Annotated in this window: 15 protein-coding genes and 1 pseudogene; 8 read left to right on the forward strand and 8 right to left on the reverse strand. The window is 61.1% G+C overall.

Annotated features, from left to right (window positions below; translation table 11 throughout):
* Positions 1-1,104: 1,104 nt before the first annotated feature.
* Both AWB77_RS35945 and AWB77_RS21625 read left to right on the forward strand, forming a co-directional pair.
* Positions 1,105-1,527: a hypothetical protein gene (locus AWB77_RS35945; RefSeq protein WP_157694863.1), complete on the forward strand. Its 423-nt coding sequence runs from the start codon at positions 1,105-1,107 to the stop codon at positions 1,525-1,527.
* A gap of 132 nt (positions 1,528-1,659) precedes the next feature.
* Entirely contained in the window at positions 1,660-1,959 is a 300-nt protein-coding gene (locus AWB77_RS21625) for a tyrosine-type recombinase/integrase (protein ID WP_157694864.1), read from the forward strand.
* A gap of 360 nt (positions 1,960-2,319) precedes the next feature.
* Here AWB77_RS21625 and istB read toward each other — a convergent pair whose 3' ends face one another.
* The 6 genes from istB to AWB77_RS21655 form a co-directional block, all read right to left on the reverse strand.
* Entirely contained in the window at positions 2,320-3,117 is a 798-nt protein-coding gene (istB, locus tag AWB77_RS21630; protein ID WP_061136477.1) for an IS21-like element helper ATPase IstB, read from the reverse strand.
* Positions 3,110-4,588 (reverse strand): IS21 family transposase, encoded by a 1,479-nt coding sequence (gene istA, locus AWB77_RS21635; RefSeq protein WP_374728709.1) that lies wholly within the window; start codon positions 4,586-4,588, stop codon positions 3,110-3,112. Before istA ends, istB begins: the two co-directional genes overlap by 8 nt.
* A gap of 173 nt (positions 4,589-4,761) precedes the next feature.
* Entirely contained in the window at positions 4,762-5,955 is a 1,194-nt protein-coding gene (locus AWB77_RS21640; protein WP_061136478.1) for an MFS transporter, read from the reverse strand.
* A gap of 160 nt (positions 5,956-6,115) precedes the next feature.
* Positions 6,116-6,967, reverse strand: a complete 852-nt coding sequence (locus tag AWB77_RS21645; protein WP_061136479.1) for a carboxymuconolactone decarboxylase family protein — start codon at positions 6,965-6,967, stop codon at positions 6,116-6,118.
* A complete protein-coding gene (locus AWB77_RS21650) occupies positions 6,909-7,307 on the reverse strand; it encodes a (R)-mandelonitrile lyase (RefSeq protein WP_208601544.1) in 399 nt (132 codons plus the stop codon). Before AWB77_RS21650 ends, AWB77_RS21645 begins: the two co-directional genes overlap by 59 nt.
* Positions 7,308-7,390: 83 nt before the next feature.
* Positions 7,391-7,801 carry a (R)-mandelonitrile lyase gene (locus AWB77_RS21655; protein WP_061136480.1) on the reverse strand — a complete coding sequence of 137 codons (411 nt, stop codon included), beginning with the start codon at positions 7,799-7,801 and terminating at the stop codon, positions 7,391-7,393.
* A 122-nt stretch (positions 7,802-7,923) separates the two neighbouring features.
* Between AWB77_RS21655 and AWB77_RS21660 the strand changes: the two genes are divergently transcribed.
* The 3 genes from AWB77_RS21660 to AWB77_RS37590 all read left to right on the forward strand — a co-directional run bounded on the left by AWB77_RS21660 (position 7,924) and on the right by AWB77_RS37590 (position 10,570).
* A complete protein-coding gene (locus AWB77_RS21660; protein WP_061136586.1) occupies positions 7,924-8,826 on the forward strand; it encodes a LysR family transcriptional regulator in 903 nt (300 codons plus the stop codon).
* Positions 8,827-9,513: 687 nt separating this feature from the next.
* The gene (locus AWB77_RS21670; protein ID WP_244158602.1) at positions 9,514-10,119 is read left to right on the forward strand and encodes a DUF7713 domain-containing protein; all 606 of its coding nucleotides are present in this window, start codon (positions 9,514-9,516) and stop codon (positions 10,117-10,119) included.
* 163 nt (positions 10,120-10,282) lie between these two features.
* Entirely contained in the window at positions 10,283-10,570 is a 288-nt protein-coding gene (locus AWB77_RS37590) for a CppA family protein (RefSeq protein ID WP_061136483.1), read from the forward strand.
* A 49-nt stretch (positions 10,571-10,619) separates the two neighbouring features.
* On the opposite strand, the gene AWB77_RS21680 is transcribed toward AWB77_RS37590, so the two are convergent.
* On the reverse strand, positions 10,620-10,949 hold the full coding sequence (locus AWB77_RS21680; protein WP_061136484.1) for a type II toxin-antitoxin system RelE/ParE family toxin: 330 nt from the start codon (positions 10,947-10,949) through the stop codon (positions 10,620-10,622).
* Complete coding sequence (locus tag AWB77_RS21685; RefSeq protein WP_061136587.1) at positions 10,946-11,182, reverse strand: type II toxin-antitoxin system ParD family antitoxin; 237 nt, start codon at positions 11,180-11,182, stop codon at positions 10,946-10,948. Before AWB77_RS21685 ends, AWB77_RS21680 begins: the two co-directional genes overlap by 4 nt.
* A gap of 448 nt (positions 11,183-11,630) precedes the next feature.
* Here AWB77_RS21685 and AWB77_RS21690 point away from each other — a divergent pair.
* From AWB77_RS21690 to AWB77_RS21700, 3 genes and pseudogenes are all read left to right on the forward strand, one after another.
* A pseudogene (locus AWB77_RS21690) lies at positions 11,631-14,991 on the forward strand (DEAD/DEAH box helicase).
* A 244-nt stretch (positions 14,992-15,235) separates the two neighbouring features.
* A complete protein-coding gene (locus AWB77_RS21695) occupies positions 15,236-15,676 on the forward strand; it encodes an Xre family toxin-antitoxin system antitoxin (RefSeq protein WP_061136485.1) in 441 nt (146 codons plus the stop codon).
* The gene (locus AWB77_RS21700; RefSeq protein ID WP_061136486.1) at positions 15,673-16,152 is read left to right on the forward strand and encodes an RES family NAD+ phosphorylase; all 480 of its coding nucleotides are present in this window, start codon (positions 15,673-15,675) and stop codon (positions 16,150-16,152) included. Before AWB77_RS21695 ends, AWB77_RS21700 begins: the two co-directional genes overlap by 4 nt.
* Positions 16,153-16,429 lie beyond the last annotated feature (277 nt).

The following is a 16,429-nucleotide window of genomic DNA, read 5'->3' on the forward strand; positions in this document are numbered from 1 at the left end:
TGCCTCAGAGTCGCGCGGGGCGGCTTCGCAGGCGACGACGCTCCTACCCGATTCCCAGCGGTACGCGGTGCGTGCGCTGCGTTTGGCGTTGCGTGGTGGCTCGTTGTGCGCTACTTGGCGGGCAACGCATGGAAGGCCGTCAACGATGCGGTTGTGATCAAGCGGGAGCGGGCGGTCAAGATCGAGCGCACCTTACAGGCTGAGCTGTGGCGCAAGCTCCGGGTTGAAATCGATGCGCGGTCGGGCCGAAGCGCGAGCCGAGCACGGGACGCAAAAATACGAACGTGCGCGAGTCCGGCGCGTAGTGGCGCATGGACACGAACAGCGTCGAAGCGGCGTGCAGTGGCGGGCCGTACGCGCGGCGGCTCGATTGATGGGCGATTCCGGTCCTCGACGCGAGGAAGCCGCAAGTGCGCGGCGCGAACATCTGCGCCCTTCACCGTATGAGACGCTGGAGCGTCCCGTCTGGGAACTAACGGTCGTTGGCAAAGGGCAGCGGGAACGCACGGTGCCGGTTAGAGCGGCGACGCTCACGTGCTACGGGCCCATTGGCTCGATCGGGCGCAAGATTTTGACGGAGCGACCGAAGAAGGCAAGCAGAACGAGCCGCTCCTTTGCCCCATCGTCATTCCGTGGACCGACGCGTCACGCCGGCGAGATCGCGCGGCGCAGAGCGGTGACGGGCAGCCAGCGAATGAGGCGCTTTACACCGGGGATGGACTGAACCGGCTGATTAGTCGAAATGGTCACCGAACTGGTGACGATGGACGACTTGAGCCTCGATGAGCGGCGGCAGCTTAGGCAGGCAAACGCGCATGCGCTCCGGAGACATAGCCGATGTGCCTTCCCCACTGAGTCCTTCGCGGACGAGGTGCCCGTAGCTGTCGTACAGAAGGTGCTGGGGCATGCGTGGCTGCAAACGACAACGATTTACGTCCAGGCCGAAAAGCAGCGTGGTAGAAGAGGTGGCGCGCTACTGTGCCGGCGTCGCCCCGCATAAGACGCAATAGGAGCATCTGTCGCTGCACGGCGTAACTCCAGGAACTAAACGCTTCCCGGCGCGTCTCGCGTCAGAACCTGGGAAAGCACGATGACTGACCAAGATTGAACCTGCGCGCCGGACTGGCTGCGTTTTCCGATGTGCATCGCGTGATCGCTGTGAACCTCGATCAGTTTGATCCGCTCGACCCGCGCGACGACCTCATTAAGTTACTGGTCGAGACCGCCATCTCGTTCCCGACGACCGCCGGCAGCGCAAGCAAGAAGTCTGGGCAGCGTGCGTCGGCGATGAGAGCCGTGATGGGCGATGCATCGACGGAAACACATCGACTGATACCACCACGACGACATCGCTGCGGCGGCACAAAGAGCATCACCCGATTGGAATACCGGCGCCGCTCGAGCTGCATGCGCGGTCTGGACCTTGACGATCGTGGGAAAGCGTCGCAAGCAACGCACCGTGCCGGTGAGCCGCGCGATCATCGACGCGCTATGCGCACATTGGCGGGACCGGGGCGGCGACTTTGATGCCGCCGCGGCGAGCGGGCCCTTGATCGCGCCGACGTGGATCCCCGGCGCGCGCGGCGCTCGAGACGGCATGATGCGCGTTCGGACGCAGCGGATGATGCGGACCACAAGAGCAAGAAGGGCGAGGTGGAGATGCCCTATACCGTTGACGCGTTGGGCCGGATCGTTCGCATAGCGATGCAGCGGTTGAGCACTGAGACTGTCTCACTGGTCGAGTTCTGCACGGAGGACATAGTGCAGTTGGCCAACACGTCGGCTCATGCGTTCCGACACCCGTTCGGGACGCGCGCCGTCGCGCGCGAAAGGCCAACCGACGTGGTACATGCGATCCTCGGTCATGCGTCGTTGCAGACGAACTCGATCTACGTGCCGGCTGAGCGGCGCCGCATGCTCGACGCCGCGGCACGTTACTACGCTGACGACGAGGCATAGGGGTGCATTCCCGCTCGAGAGCGGAAGGCGTTCGACGCGTTCGGCTGTTTCTGGCGCGCAGCACTGCAGCGGCGAGATCGGGCGCGTCGTTGCATTGATCGACCAACACGATGGTCCGCTCATTCATACAGCGCGTGAACTCGGCGAGGGCGCCGGTCGGTTGCCTCCGGAAAACAGCATGTGCGGACCTCACACGTCGTTTAGCTTGTGCCGGCAAAGGACCATCGATATCGGCGCGTAGGAGCCCATTCGTTTGCCACTTTGCTCGACGCGCGGAGTTTTCCTTCGTGTTGATTTTCACGGAGTCTTAACCCACCGTTTTCATCTAAATTTGACCCACCTCGAGACAGCGTAGTACATCTATTCCGGTGTGGATAACTCTTCGTTTCCAGCCGGTTTTGCTGCTTTTTTTCTTGTCGCCTTCGCTTTGGCAGAACTGGTCCTGAAGCGCCACGATTCATTGCCGGTCTCGACGATGTGGCAGTGATGCGTAACCCGGTCCAGCAGCGCTGTCGTCATCTTTGCATCCCCGAACACGGTCGCCCATTCGCCGAAGCTGAGATTGGTCGTGATCGCGACACTCGTGTGCTCGTACAGCTTTGAGAGCAGATGGAACAACAATGCACCACCGGTCTGGCTGAACGGCAGATAGCCCAGTTCATCGAGAATCACCAGATCGACGTACATCAGCTTGTGTGCGATCTGGCCTTGTTTGCCGGTCGATTTCTCCTGCTCCAGCGCGTTGGTCAGCTCGACAGTTGAGAAGTAACGCACACGCCTGCCGTGGCGCTGTACGGCCTCGATTCCGATTGCCGAGGCAAGGTGCGTCTTGCCGGTGCCTGGGCCGCCGATGAACACGACGTTGTGTGCGCTCGCGAGAAACGACAGTTCGCTGAGTTCACGAACCAGCGCTTCATCAACTTGTGCCTGTGCGAAGTCGAAGCCTTTCAGGTCGCGGTGAGCCGGGAAACGTGCGGCGGTCATCTGGTAGGCGATCGAGCGTACCTGCCGTTCAGCGGTCTCCGCCATCAACAGCTGCTTCATGAAGCGCTCCGGCTCGAAGTCAGTGTGACGCGCCTGTGCCAGCAGCTCCGGCCAGGTGCTCGCCATGCCATGCAGTTTGAGGCCCTTGAGCTGGGCAATGATGTCGTTAGACATGACGATCCTCCGGTGGGTTGGCGCGTAGCGTCTCGTAGCGGCTCACGTCGGCCGCCGGCTCTTCCTTGAGCTGGAGTTTCGTCGTGGCGGGACTGGCACTCGTGACGGGCGCCTTCAGCCGGCTCAACACGTTCAGAACGTGCTCGCCACTTGGACGCCCTGAATCCAGCGCAGCCTGTACCGCAAGCAGCACGGCATCAAGCCCATGTTCGCGCACGGCCGAGAGCACTTGGGTCATGACGCGATCCCCGCCCGGGTGTTTCAGCAGGTGCCGCTGCAACAGCTGCAGCGGCTGCGGCATCGTTATGAAGGGCGCCCCGTTGCGTAGCGCGCCGGGTTTGCGCTCGACCAGCGTGATGTAGTGTCGCCAGTCGTAAAAGGTCATGTGCCGCTCGAAGCTGCGTTCGTGACGGGCGATCTCCTGGGCGTCGGCGACGACGCTGAGATACGCCGGATAGCAGCGCACGCTTACCAACTGGTTCGTGTATTCGGTGGGCACGCTGTAGCGGTTGCGCTGGACGTGGATCAGGCTGGTCGACGAGACCCGCAAGGTCTGCTCGATATACCCATCGAACGGCCGTGGATTGGGCATCAGCCGGGTGCGCTCGTCCTGCAACACGTCCTCGACTGTCAGCTCGGGCCATTGCGGGTGCCGCATGTGCCAGGCTTCGCGACACTGGCCGGCAACCCATTCGTTCAGGATCTCCAGCGTCTCCCAGCGCCGTAGCGCTGCTTCGTGCCAGATCTGCCGTCGGCGGTCCTGAACGTTCTTCTCGACGATGCCTTTCTCCCAGCCTGCCGCCCGGTTACAGAAATCCGGCTCGAACAGGTAGTGGCTGCACATCGCTTCAAAGCGGGCGTTAACCGCACGCTCCTTGCCGCGACCGACCTTGTCCACGGCGGTCTTCATGTTGTCGTAGATGCCGCGCCGGGGCACACCGCCGAACGCGGCGAATGCACGGGCGTGCGCGTCGAACAGCATCTCGTGACTCTGGGTGGGATAGGCGACGAGCCAGAACGCGCGGCTGGCGTTCAGTTTGACGTGGGCAACCTCCAGGCGCCGCCGCAGGCCGCCGACGAAGGCGTATTCGCAGCTCCAGTCGAACTGGAAGGCTTCGCCGGGCTCGAAGGCGAGCGGAACGTAGGCCTTTCTGCGCGGCGCGTCGGCCTGTCCCTCATGCCAGCGCCTCACAAACGCGCTGACGCGGCCGTAGCTGCCCGCGTAACCCTCGCCGCGGATCGCCTCGAACATGAATCGCGCGGTGCGCCGGTCACGCTTCGGTCGATGACTGTCCGCCCGCAGCCAGCCTGTCAGCTGAGCGGCCCACTCGTCCACGACGCTTGGGCTGACGCGCTTCGGATACTTCGGCTCGACCGCATCGGTCTGCCGCAGCCAGCTGCGCACCGTGTTTCGGGACAGGCCCGTACGCCTCGCAATCTCGCGCAGCGGGACCTTCTCGCGGAAATACATCCGCCTGATCTTGGCCAATATGCCCACCGTGATCACCTTTGTATCCCCTGCTCAAAGATTGAGCAGGACATTCAATCACGTGGGTCAAAATTCGATGAAAATTACGCCCCTTAGTGGGTCAGTTCTGCGTGAACATCAACACCTGAGGATCACTAACAAGCTGCATTGTGAATTCAAGCTACGCGATGCTGACGTAGCAGTTGGATCGCCACCCCAGCAGTGCAGGCAACGATGACCGCGGCGACTAGGAAGATCGCGCGCAGACTGGCGTGTCCGCCGACCCACCCAAGCGCCGGGCTTCCAGCAGCCATTGCGACATCCAGAAAGGCGGTGTAGAGGCCCATCGCCATTCCGCGATGCCTGGGCGATATGCTCCTGACTGCCTCGACGCCAAGCCCGGGATAAACGAGTGAATAGCCGAAGCCGGCGAAGGCCGCGCCTACGGACGCGAGCAACGTCGTCTTGGCCAACCACATGAGCAGCAGGCCCGTCGCCTGAATAGCGACGAATACAGCCGCAACCCTCGCGCCTCCAAACCGGTCCGGAAGATGGCCCGCGACCGTTCGCGCCACGATCAGTGCAAAGCCAAAGGCGGTGAAGGCCATCCAGACTGGCCGCCAGTGCATTTCGGTGAAGAATAGCGAACTGAAGGCCAGTATTGCACAGTAACCGATACTTGCTAGCGCTGCGCCTAGACCGGGCAGCCAGACGGCCTTCACGATCGAATTGAAAGAGGCGTGCGCCCCATGCGGGTGCGGCGCAACCGCGGGCACGCCGTTTAAGTAAGCCAGCACGATCAAGGGCAGCAGTGCTGTCAATAGGGCGATCGAAAAAAATCCGAATGACGTGTAAAGCAGGATCCCAATGGGACCGCCCAGAGCCATGGCCGCGAACATCGCTGTTCCCACCCACGCGATCACTTTCCCGGCATGATGTCTGTCGACGAGCCCGAGCCCCCAGGCGACGCCACCGGTGATGATGAAGCTCTCCGCCCCGCCCAGAACCGCGCGGCCGACAAGCAAAATTGAAATCGAGAGCGTTGGCGCCTTCACGAAAGCGAGTGACAGCAAGTACAGCAGCCCTGCCGCTGACGCGGCGACGAGACCGACGAGCACGCCGCGCTTGGCACCGCGTCTATCAGAAAACGACCCCGCCCACACTCGCGAGAAGAGCGAGGCGGCAAACTGTGCGCCGGCCACAAGGCCGACAACGAATGGACCGAAGCCCAAATCATCGTTCACGTGTAAGGGCAGTACAGGAAGCGCTATGCCGATGATGATGAAGCCGGCGAGAACTGCGGTCATCACCGGCGTCAGCGTCGCAAGCACGGACCGCCCGTCAACGTCTGTCGAACGCGACTCGACCATAAAACAGCTCCTATCGTGCGGCCTTTGCGCCGCGTCCGCTGATTGCGCAAGTGACGACGACTACTTTGCTGTTAACGTTCTTTTCATGGTCGTTCCCTTGGTGAAGCTTTCCTCAAGGCTCTGGAGTGTCGACCGCGACCGCTGTAAGCCGGCTTGATAGTCATGTTGCCCGTTTTGCGAACACGTCTTTGAACACTGGCATCGCCGAGAAGTTGTTCGGCCATCCGGCGTAGAATGCCAACTGCGTCAGTACTTCGGATGCTTCGTCCTTCGTGAGCCCGTTGTCCATGGCGCGGTTCAGATGATAGGGAATCTGCGCAACCTGACCGTTTGCGACGAGCGCGCTCACGGTGATCAGACTGCGGTCACGAGGCGCCAACCCCGGACGCAGCCAGAGATCGCGAAAGAGCACATCTGTCGTGTACTGGACAACGCCGGCAGCGACCGCGCCGAAGCTCTCTTCGACCATCTGCGCGCGCTGCCTTTCTGCGGCTTCGTTTAGTGGCAGCGGGGCTACGTCGGCGGGAGCGACTTGATCCGATCCGATACCGCGCTCATCGAAGATGAGTTTTGCGATACCTGATGCGGCGGTTGCATTGGGCCACCCGGCATAGAAGGCGAGATGTGCGATCATCTCCGAGATTTCCGATGGCTTTACGCCGTTGTCGAGCGCGAGTCTGATATGAAAAGGCATCTCGACGCTCTGGCTGCGGGCGATCAGCACGGAAAGCGTCACCATGCTGCGGTCGCGCGGCGAGAGTTGTGGTCGCTTCCAGAGACCATTGAGCACGGTCTGCGTGGTATAGCGCTCGAAGGCGGGAGATACCGCCTTAAGATCGGCGAGGGAAGGGGAGTCTTGCATGGTTGTCGTCCTTTGCGGTTGTACGCAGGCAGACAAGAGTACGGTCGCTCCTGCCGCCGCAAGCATCCATGTCAAGCGGCTGACTTTCTCGTTACGGATAACGGTATTGCTCATCCGTGACCTGTTCCAGCCGATCGACGTTTTTGCCATCGAGCGCCTCCTGTAGTGCGATATGCGTCATGCCCGCGGTGGCGGTCGCACCGTGCCAATGTTTGACGCCTGCCGAAATCGAGACTACGTTGCCGGCGAGGATCTCCCGCCGCTCCTGTCCCCACTGTCGGATCCAGCCTGTTCCCCACATGACGATCAATGTCTGCCCTAGCGGATGCGTGTGCCACGCGGTACGAGCACCCGGTTCGAACGTGACCATGACGCCTGACAGGTGCGAACGTGATACCGATTGGATGAGCGGCTCAATGCGCACCGGTCCGGAGAAGCGCTGATTTCCGCCCGGTACAGACGGCTGCGAGCCCGCATGCGCGATCGTTATGGCGGGAGACTCATCGGCGACAGCTGATGCGGCCAGTGACACGCAGAACATTGCTGTGACGATGATGGACGCGGAAAGCCTGATCACGTCTGCTCACCGGTGCCGAGATACAACTCGTCCGTCACCTTCTCCAGCCAGTTGACGTTCTTGCCGTCGAGCGCTTCCTGGATGGCGATATGCGTCATCGCGGTCGTCGACGTTGCGCCGTGCCAGTGCTTGTGGCCCGGCGGACACCAAATGACGTCGCCCGCGCGAATCTCGACGCGTGGCTCGCCTTGGCATTGCGTCCAGCCGCATCCGGCTGTGACGAGGAGCGTCTGGCCCAGCGGGTGCGTGTGCCACGCGGTGCGCGCGCCCGGCTCGAACGTGACGCTTGCGCACGATACGCGCGCGGGCGGCGGCGGAGCGTTCAACGGATCGATCCGCACAATCCCGGTAAACCATTCGTCGGGGCCCTTCATTGAGGGCTGCGAGCCCGCGCGCTTCAATTCCATGATCTTCCTTCCTCAGCCGATGGCTTGCTTGCGTGATGCCAGACCATACTAATTTACCGCCTCGCCATTCATGCGACTAGATGGCAAACTCGGCATGGTCTTATGCCGTGGAGCATGAATCGATGGAAGATTTCAACGATCTGGTGGCGTTCATGGCGGTCGCGCGCGAGCGCAGCTTCACGCGGGCTGCCGCGCAGCTAGGCGTGTCGCAATCGGCCTTGAGCCGCACGGTGCGGGCCCTGGAGGAGCGCATGGGGCTGCCGCTGCTCACGCGTACGACTCGTAGCGTTTCACCGACCGGAGCCGGCGAACGCCTGATCGCTTCGGTCGGCCCACGACTGGAAGAAATCGAGGCGGAGCTCGAATCCTTACGGGCAATGACTGACCGGCCGGCAGGAACGGTGCGGATCACGACCACGGACTACGCTGCGAACACCTATGTCTGGCCGCGCGTGCAAGCGGTTCTTCGCGAGTACCCGGAGCTGAGAATCGAACTGGTGAACGACTATGGCTTGTCGGATATCGTGGCCGACCGGTATGACATCGGGGTACGACTCGGCGACCAGGTGGCCAAAGACATGATCGCGGTGCGCATCGCACCCGATATGACCATGGCGATCGTGGGCTCGCCAGACTATCTGTCAACGAGGCCGCGGGCCAAAGCACCAACAGATCTGACGCTTCACAATTGCATCAATCTTCGCCTGCCGACGCGAGATTCACTGCTGCCGTGGGAATTGAGCAAGGGGCGACGGGAACTGCAGGTGCGCGTCGAGGGACAACTCACCTTCAACAACGTCTATCAGATGCTCGATGCGGCGCTCTGTGGCTTCGGACTCGCCTACGTGCCTAAGGATCTCGCTGAGCCACATGTCCAGGCGGGTCGACTCGCCTGGGTGCTGGACGATTGGTATCCCACTTTCGCTGGCCATCACGTTTATTACCCGAGTCGCCGAAAATCGTCGCGTGGGGTCGAACTCGTCGTACATGCGCTGAAGCTGGGCTTTCGACGCCGGCCGCAGTAACGTTGGGAAAGAGTGCCCAGTACAGCCGGCGCACGCAGCGGTGTCCTGCGTGGAGGAAAAAAACCGGGATCGCGGCGCTCGCAACTGAACTAAGGCGCGAACCGCAAAAAGGTTGGTGCACGCTTGACGTCGCCGTCAGCGGACGTTTCATCAGCAATTAAACAGCCAACGAAGTCGCCGCGAACGGCCGCCGACGCGTCCGCGCGTGCAGTCACCACGCTGCGACGACATTTCCGCAGGCGCGTCCGCGCGGTCCGAGACCGAAGGTTCCTCTCAAGGTCAGGATCCTTGAAGGACGTGCTTGCCCACGCGGCGGCGTCAATCGAACCATGCGAGCGAGACGTGAGTAACGGCATCAAGATGTGGTGTAGGACCAGCGCTATCGGACTTGTCTCGCCGAGGGCAATGTGCGCGTGGATCTTACTGGCGCGATCACTAGCATTTTCACCGCGGTCGAAGCAGAGTACGGCATCAGTCAGGTAAGAACTCGGCTCGCCCGCAGGCGGAAACAGATCGCCAACAACCATCGCGCTTGACACCGTTTGACCGGTAAACCGCGGGGGGAAATTTGACATAATTAACATGATCGAACTTTCGTATGCCGACTGGAGAAACCAGTCAACGAAAATTCATCATTCATTTCACGCCACGTGCAACGTCGGCAGCTAGTGCGACAATGTCCTCGGAATGGACCGTCTCGTCGGTGCTCTTATGACGCAATCCCGATGTGATCGCTGCAGCGTGACTGGGCCGGCGCACGACTTCGTGAGCGCGGGGTCGGACGGCACCTGGCGCGTGCTCTGCAGCCGGTGCTTCAACACTGAAATGGCGCAGTTCGCTGACATGCAGGGATTCGAACATCCGCGCTTTACACCGCTGCGTCTCCGGGATGCGGGCGGCAATGATCACGAATTTCACTTTCGCAGTTTGTTGCTCGGCGATCAGCTGTCCCTCGAGGCATTCGAGCTGACGGGCGACGATGAAACCGCAGGCTGCCGCTTTCAGACGCTTGGTGAAGCCCATTCGGAGCCGTTCGCCCTGTTGGGGCAACTGATCCAGAAGATGAAGCGGGCGTTAAACATGAAGCACCTGCAAGCCGACGCCGGCCGTTTGCAGATCGCCGACATGACCGTTCGAGGGCGCGTCGAATGGAACGGCGACGAAGGCGCCAGTCAACCGTGCGTGATCATCGATGGGCGGCGCATCGAATGGAATGACCTTGGCGCGATGCTTTTGGCATTCGAAGGATGGCAGTTCCGACTTGAGATGCTCGACCCGAGCGACGAGGCTTGACGCCTTGCGGATCGCTTGTTCTCCGGCTGTGAGTTTGGCTGGCCGCCTGCTCTCGTCCCCGCCTTTTTCTGAGCGCCCACTATGGGATCAACAGTGCTTGCCACCCGCCTAAAATGTGTATAAATTCACAGGACTGTGTTTATATACAGCATGGAGGGCGACGATGGAGCACCTGGTCAGGATCTGCAACGAGAAAGATCGGCAAACGCTCGACTGGCTGCGTAGACACGTAGGCGATGCGGCGATCGCCCTCGCCGTCCAGCGATGCACGGGATCCGGCAAGCCATATCTGTCCGCAGTGTGCCGACGCTTGGGTGTTCAAACACCAGACTTCGCCGAGCCGCGGCGGCAAACGTTGAGTCCGATCGCCGAAGACTCGTTGGCGACCATGCGGAGCATCCTCGCCGTGCGAACAACAGCGGCGAGACGGGTTGCGACGTCGACGTGGTAACTGCTCGGCGGCAGGTGGCATCCGACCGCAGGTTGATCTGACGGCGCGACTACCCTTCTTCGTTGATCAGCCACGCGGGAATATCCCGTGCGCCGTTAATCACGCGCCAGATTTCGACGTGTTCGTCGCGGTCGACATAAAAAACGACATGGGGATAGCGCTTGAGCGGCCACGAGCGAAGTCCGGGCAGATCGAGCGCGTAGGCATAGCGGGGAGATCCCACGGCGGGATTTCTGCCCAACTGCAGGTAGGCCGCTTCGATAGCAGCGATAAACCCCAGCGCAGCTCGCTCGGATCCTTCCTCGAAAAGGTAATAGTCAATCTCGCTTTCGACGTCCTGCCGCGCCCGATGCGTAGGAATAACCGGCTTCGACCTCATTTATGCGCATTACGCACGCGCGTGCGCAGCGACTCGAAATAGCTTCCATCAACCGGCGTCGTCGCACCCGATGCCGCACCCTCCACCAATAGCGCGCGCAATTGCTGCCGCTGCTGATCGCGGCGGATCAGTTCCCGGACATATTCGCTGCTGGTGCCATAGCCCCGCTCGTTGACTTGCTCATCAACGAAGCTTTTCAGCGTTTCCGGCAAGGAAATGTTCATGGTCGTCATGGGATCCAGCATAACAGGCTTGCCAAAATTTGCCAAAGCTGGCGGTCTGATGGCCATTCCTCCAGCGTCTCGATCGCCCTGGATTCGTTTCATGCGGCCGGGCGCAGCGGGACTCGGAACTCATTTTCAGATCGGAGCTGAGCGTTTCCCGTGAAACCATCCTGCGTGCCAGATCCCCAAACCATGTTTCCAAGCAATATCAATCTATCAATAGATAGACAAAAACCTAGGTTGGGTGGGTGCGAGGCAAGAACCGCCGCAAAGATTGACCAGCTTGGACGGAGCCGCCACCCATCGTCGCGAGGTGGCCTTTCCCCTGTCGCTGCACAGCTTCGAGTAGATTCGAAATCGGCAACCGACAGCGCTCGTCGGTTCCGCCCGGTTGTCTGTCTGGTTGCGTCGGTCCGCGTAAAATCCTTGGCGCGTTGTCAATCTGAATCCTTTGTCCATGCCCGTCTCCTACACCCGCAAACAGATCACGGATTGGTTAGGCTCCCATACAGTGACGAAAGCTCGCGACTATGCGCACGCCGTCTCGGAGCTGAAGTGGGAGGACGACTATACAACGCTTATGGGAAAGGTCCAGGGCACGCGATCGCGCCCCTATGATGCCTGGGTCGCGTTCAACGACGTCGACGAGGATATGTGGATCGAAAACGAATGCACGTGCCCGGTCGGCTTCGAGTGCAAGCACGTGGCTGCTCTGCTGATCGCGGGTCTTGAACACCTGCCTAAGCAACCTGCATCGGGCGTGCGGCCTGAGCTGGCGACCTGGCTGGAAGGGTTTCGTGCCGCCCGCACGGCACCCGTCGCCCGCAGTAAAAAGCCCGCGACGGCCAAGGCTACGCACGCACTGGCGTATGTGATCGCCGGTTCGTATCGCGGCGGCCCGGAAATTTTTCTCTATAAGGCCCGCGTGAACGCCGACGGCACGATTCGCTCCTTCGACGATCCGTGGCGCAATGTCGAAAATGCCCTCGTTAAACCGCCGAAATTTGTCGCCGAAGAAGACTTACCTGTCCTGCGTGGATTGTGGCTGGACCGTTCCGGCGAATATACCGGCAGCTTCGGGCTGCAAGGCACAACCGGCGCCGCCGTCCTGGAAAAGCTCGTCGCGACCGGCCGCGCGTTCGTCTCGCCAACGGCAAACCCCATGCACTCCGGCGAGCCGTGCGCGCTGCATACCGGGCCCTCGCGCCGCGGACAGATCGCATGGCATTCCCTGCCGGATACCCGTGTACGACCCGTTCTGCAAACTGAGCCACCCGCCACGCTCCTGCTGAGCGCGCCCCAGCCGTGCTGGTACCTGGATGCGCAATCAGGAGAAGCGGGTCCGATCGATTTACCCTGGTCGGCCGCGCAGCTCGGAGAATTTCTGGCGATGCCGCCCATCACACTCGACGAAGCCGCGCTCGTTGGCACGGTGTTGCAAGAGGTGGCGCCGGATTTGCCTCGACCGCCCACGCATGACGTGGCGAGCGTGCGGGTGATAAACGCCACACCGATCCCGAAGCTGGCGCTCGATACACGACCAACCTGGGCATCCGGTTGGTCGACAACGGCGTCGCCGAATGTGCTGGATTTTGCGACCGTCATTTTCGACTACGCGGGCCATGCTCTCGATGCCCAGAGCAATGTCACGCTCATACGCACGCCAGACGGTGATGTGATCCAGATCAAACGACAGCTCGACGTCGAGCAACGCCACTTGATGGAACTGCACAAAGCCGGCTTGCGGAAAGTTCCAGCCAGCCGCGCCCACGGCCCCCATCCGTTTCCGGATGGCATGCTAGCCCCGCAAAACGTCGATGACTGGCCCGCCTTCACCAAAATTGCGTTGCCCGCGCTCCGTGAGAACGGCTGGCAGGTCGCCATGACGGACGCGTTCCGCCACAACGTGATCGAAATCGAAGCGATCGACGGCGTTCTGCATCAGGCCGGTGACGGCTGGTTCGATGTCGAGATGGGTATCATGGTCAATGGCCGTATCGTGCGACTGGAGCCGTTGCTGGCCGACCTGTTTCGACGTGATGCACGTTGGCTCTCGGGCGGGCTCGACGCGATTGCCGACGACGAGGCTGTCGAACTGAAGACCGACCGCAACGAGCGGCTGCGCTTGCGGGCCGACCGGCTCAAACCGGTCGTGCGCGTGCTGATCGATCTGTTCGACACGATCGGTGCAGGCGATCTGCGCATTTCGGAGTGGGATGCAGCCCGGCTCGATGCGCTGGACCGAATCGGCCGCTGGCAATTTCATGGTGACACGTCCATTTGCCAGTTAGCTCAACGGCTCATAGCCGGTCCCGGCGTCAGCGAGGTGCCAGTGCCGCACGGATTGCAGGCCGAACTTCGCGCGTATCAGCGTCAGGGGCTGAGCTGGATGCAATTCCTGCGCGAACATGATCTGTCGGGCGTGCTGGCCGACGACATGGGGCTCGGCAAGACAGTGCAGACCCTCGCACATCCTCGCCGAAAAAGAAGCCGGGCGGCTGGATCGCCCCGCCTTGATCGTCGTGCCGACCACGCCGGTACACAACTGGCGCGTGGAAGCACAGCGATTCACGCCGGATCTGCGCGTGCTTGACCTGCACGGCCCGCAGCGTCGTGAACGCTTCGATGAAATCACCGGGCACGATCTCATCCTGACGACCTACGCCTTGCTATGGCGTGACCAATCGGTCCTCGTCAAACATGATTACCACCTGTTGATCCTCGATGAAGCCCAGTACGTCAAGAATGCCGCGACAAGGGCGGCGACGACCATCCGCGAGCTGCGCGCGCGGCACCGCCTTTGCCTGACAGGCACACCGCTCGAAAACCATCTCGGTGAACTATGGGCTCAGTTCGATTTCCTGCTGTCCGGCTTTCTCGGGACGCACAAGGATTTCACCCGACGCTGGCGTTCGCCAATTGAAAAGAATGGCGACACCATCCGACGTGATCTGCTCGCGCGGCGTATTCGCCCCTTCATGCTGCGGCGGCGCAAGGATGAGGTCGCCACCGAGTTGCCGCCCAAGACGACCATCGTCCGCTCCGTCGAACTCGATGGCGCGCAGCGCGACCTCTATGAAATCGTCCGTGCCGCGATGCAAGAAAAGATACGAGCGGCCGTCACCGCGAAAGGCCTCGCGCGTAGTCACATCATCGTGCTCGACGCATTGCTCAAGCTGCGCCAGGTCTGCTGTGATCCACGGCTCGTCAAGCTCAAGCAGGCTGCTCGCATTCAAGAATCGGCCAAGCTGGAGCTGCTGCTGAATATGCTGCCCGAACTGATCGAGGAAGGCCGGCGTATCCTATTGTTCTCGCAGTTCACCGGTATGCTCGAACTCATCGCCGCCGCCCTCGATGTCGCCCAGATTCGGTACGTCATGCTGACTGGCGAGACGACCGATCGCGTGACCCCGGTGCGACGTTTTCAGCAAGGTGAGGTACCGATCTTTTTGATCAGTCTGAAAGCCGGTGGAGTCGGCTTGAATCTGACGGCCGCCGATACCGTGATTCACTACGATCCATGGTGGAACCCCGCCGTCGAAAATCAGGCAACCGATCGAGCGCATCGTCTGGGGCAAGACAAGCCCGTGTTCGTCTATAAGCTGATCACGGCCGGTAGCGTCGAAGAGAAAATCGTCGTGATGCAGCAGCAAAAGGCCGCACTCGCCGACGCGATCCTCTCCGAGGATGCCGCCGGCGCCGTCAAGTTCTCAGCCGATGACCTCGAGGCACTGTTTGAGCCGATCCCTGCAGCGCCCGTTGCTTCATCCACAACGAAGTCTCGTTCGCGCACCAAAATGGTCAGAATCAACGGCTGAACTCCCGCAGCCGACAATGAGGCCCCCGACAATTGGAATCCCGTCATAGGAGGCTGTACTCGCTACGCACCTTGCCAGGAAAGCCTTGCCCGGAAGGGTCTGACGGGGATTTTCCGTTTTGGGGAATGGGCAAAAATACCCCACTAGGATCGAATGGTACTTGCCGCGCCCTCCACGCGCGCAGCAGCGGTCACCTCGACAGCCAATTTGGTGTAAAATAAATGCCAAATGGCAGGAGGGTTCGATGAACGTCATCGACAAAATTTCGGCTGACTCATTGCTGGGTGGACGCTCGGTACTCCCACGCGAGCCCCGCTCTGGCCTTGATTGGGTAGATATCGTCCGTCACGGGATATCCTCGCAAGCGCTCGATTTCATCCTGAAATCGATCGGAATCTCACAAGCAGAACTCGCGCAGGCACTCGACATCCCTGAGCGTACGCTCGCACGGCGAAAACGCGAAGGCGTGTTCAGCCGCGAGGAGTCGGCTAAGCTGCTGCGACTCGCGCGTGTCGCCGCGCGCGCGGCGGAAGTGTTCGAGGATCTCGAACTGGCCATCGGTTGGCTCAAGTCGCCGGTTGCCGCGCTTGGCGACGTGACGCCGCTTAGCTTGATCGACACAGACATCGGCGCGGACAGCGTACTGGATACACTTGGGCGCATCGAGCATGGCGTGTTTGCATGACGGTTACCGCATGGCGGGTAACGACAGAACGGTTCGCGGACAGCGCCTTCTCCGGGGAAGGCGCGCGACTTTACGGTGGGCGCTGGAATCCGAAGGGCGTGGCGCTCGTCTATACCGCGCAGACGCAGTCGCTCGCATTGCTTGAGATGCTTGTGCAGGACTCACCTCTGCGGGCGCGCTATATCATGATTCCGGCGCGAATTCCCGAGTCACTCATCGAACGAGTCGATCCCGCGAAGTTGCCGCGCGACTGGCGCGGCCTCGATGCTCGGACGGAATTGCAGCAAATTGGCGCTGCGTGGGCGCGAAAGCGAACGAGCGCGGTGTTCGCCGTCCCCAGCTCAGTCGTTCCCGCCGAGACTAACTACCTCCTCAATCCGAACCATGAAGACTTCGCGCAGGTCGAGATCGGGTCGCGTGATGAATGGCAGACCGACCCGCGGTTGCTGCGTCGCGCCGCTCGGAAAGACTTCTGATGCACGTCACGCGATCGAGGGCGCAAATTAGAGTCGAGCGCAAGAGAAAAAGGCGAGCGAGTTTTCGCACCACAGTGCCGAATGCAACTTACCGCTGCGATTGCTGGATCCTCCCGCGCCGTGTCAGGCGATTTGAATAATGTCCGTCGTGTGTTGGACCTCAAGCTATCCCAGATCGGAACGCGGTCAGCGGTCACTAGCGGCGCGATCGAGGCTGAGAGACCGATCGATAGCTGTTCTGCAATACCCCCTATCGATTAGCACTACGATATAAACG

This window comes from Caballeronia fortuita (genome assembly GCF_001544835.2).
Taxonomy (GTDB): Bacteria; Pseudomonadota; Gammaproteobacteria; order Burkholderiales; family Burkholderiaceae; genus Caballeronia; species Caballeronia fortuita.

What these genes read in the sequence shown, in the direction of transcription:
- AWB77_RS21655 (WP_061136480.1), bottom strand. Translation starts at nt 7,801, where the DNA reads ATGGAATTGAAGCGCGCGGGCTCGCAGCCCTCAATGAAGGGCCCCGAC.
- AWB77_RS21645 (WP_061136479.1), bottom strand. Translation starts at nt 6,967, where the DNA reads ATGGCAAAAACGTCGATCGGCTGGAACAGGTCACGGATGAGCAATACC.
- AWB77_RS37590 (WP_061136483.1), top strand. Translation starts at nt 10,283, where the DNA reads ATGGAGCACCTGGTCAGGATCTGCAACGAGAAAGATCGGCAAACGCTC.
- AWB77_RS21695 (WP_061136485.1), top strand. Translation starts at nt 15,236, where the DNA reads ATGAACGTCATCGACAAAATTTCGGCTGACTCATTGCTGGGTGGACGC.
- AWB77_RS21700 (WP_061136486.1), top strand. Translation starts at nt 15,673, where the DNA reads ATGACGGTTACCGCATGGCGGGTAACGACAGAACGGTTCGCGGACAGC.
- AWB77_RS21660 (WP_061136586.1), top strand. Translation starts at nt 7,924, where the DNA reads ATGGAAGATTTCAACGATCTGGTGGCGTTCATGGCGGTCGCGCGCGAG.
- istB (WP_061136477.1), bottom strand. Translation starts at nt 3,117, where the DNA reads ATGTCTAACGACATCATTGCCCAGCTCAAGGGCCTCAAACTGCATGGC.
- istA (WP_374728709.1), bottom strand. Translation starts at nt 4,588, where the DNA reads ATGTATTTCCGCGAGAAGGTCCCGCTGCGCGAGATTGCGAGGCGTACG.
- AWB77_RS21680 (WP_061136484.1), bottom strand. Translation starts at nt 10,949, where the DNA reads ATGAGGTCGAAGCCGGTTATTCCTACGCATCGGGCGCGGCAGGACGTC.
- AWB77_RS21640 (WP_061136478.1), bottom strand. Translation starts at nt 5,955, where the DNA reads ATGGTCGAGTCGCGTTCGACAGACGTTGACGGGCGGTCCGTGCTTGCG.
- AWB77_RS21670 (WP_244158602.1), top strand. Translation starts at nt 9,514, where the DNA reads ATGGACCGTCTCGTCGGTGCTCTTATGACGCAATCCCGATGTGATCGC.
- AWB77_RS21685 (WP_061136587.1), bottom strand. Translation starts at nt 11,182, where the DNA reads ATGACGACCATGAACATTTCCTTGCCGGAAACGCTGAAAAGCTTCGTT.
- AWB77_RS21625 (WP_157694864.1), top strand. Translation starts at nt 1,660, where the DNA reads ATGCCCTATACCGTTGACGCGTTGGGCCGGATCGTTCGCATAGCGATG.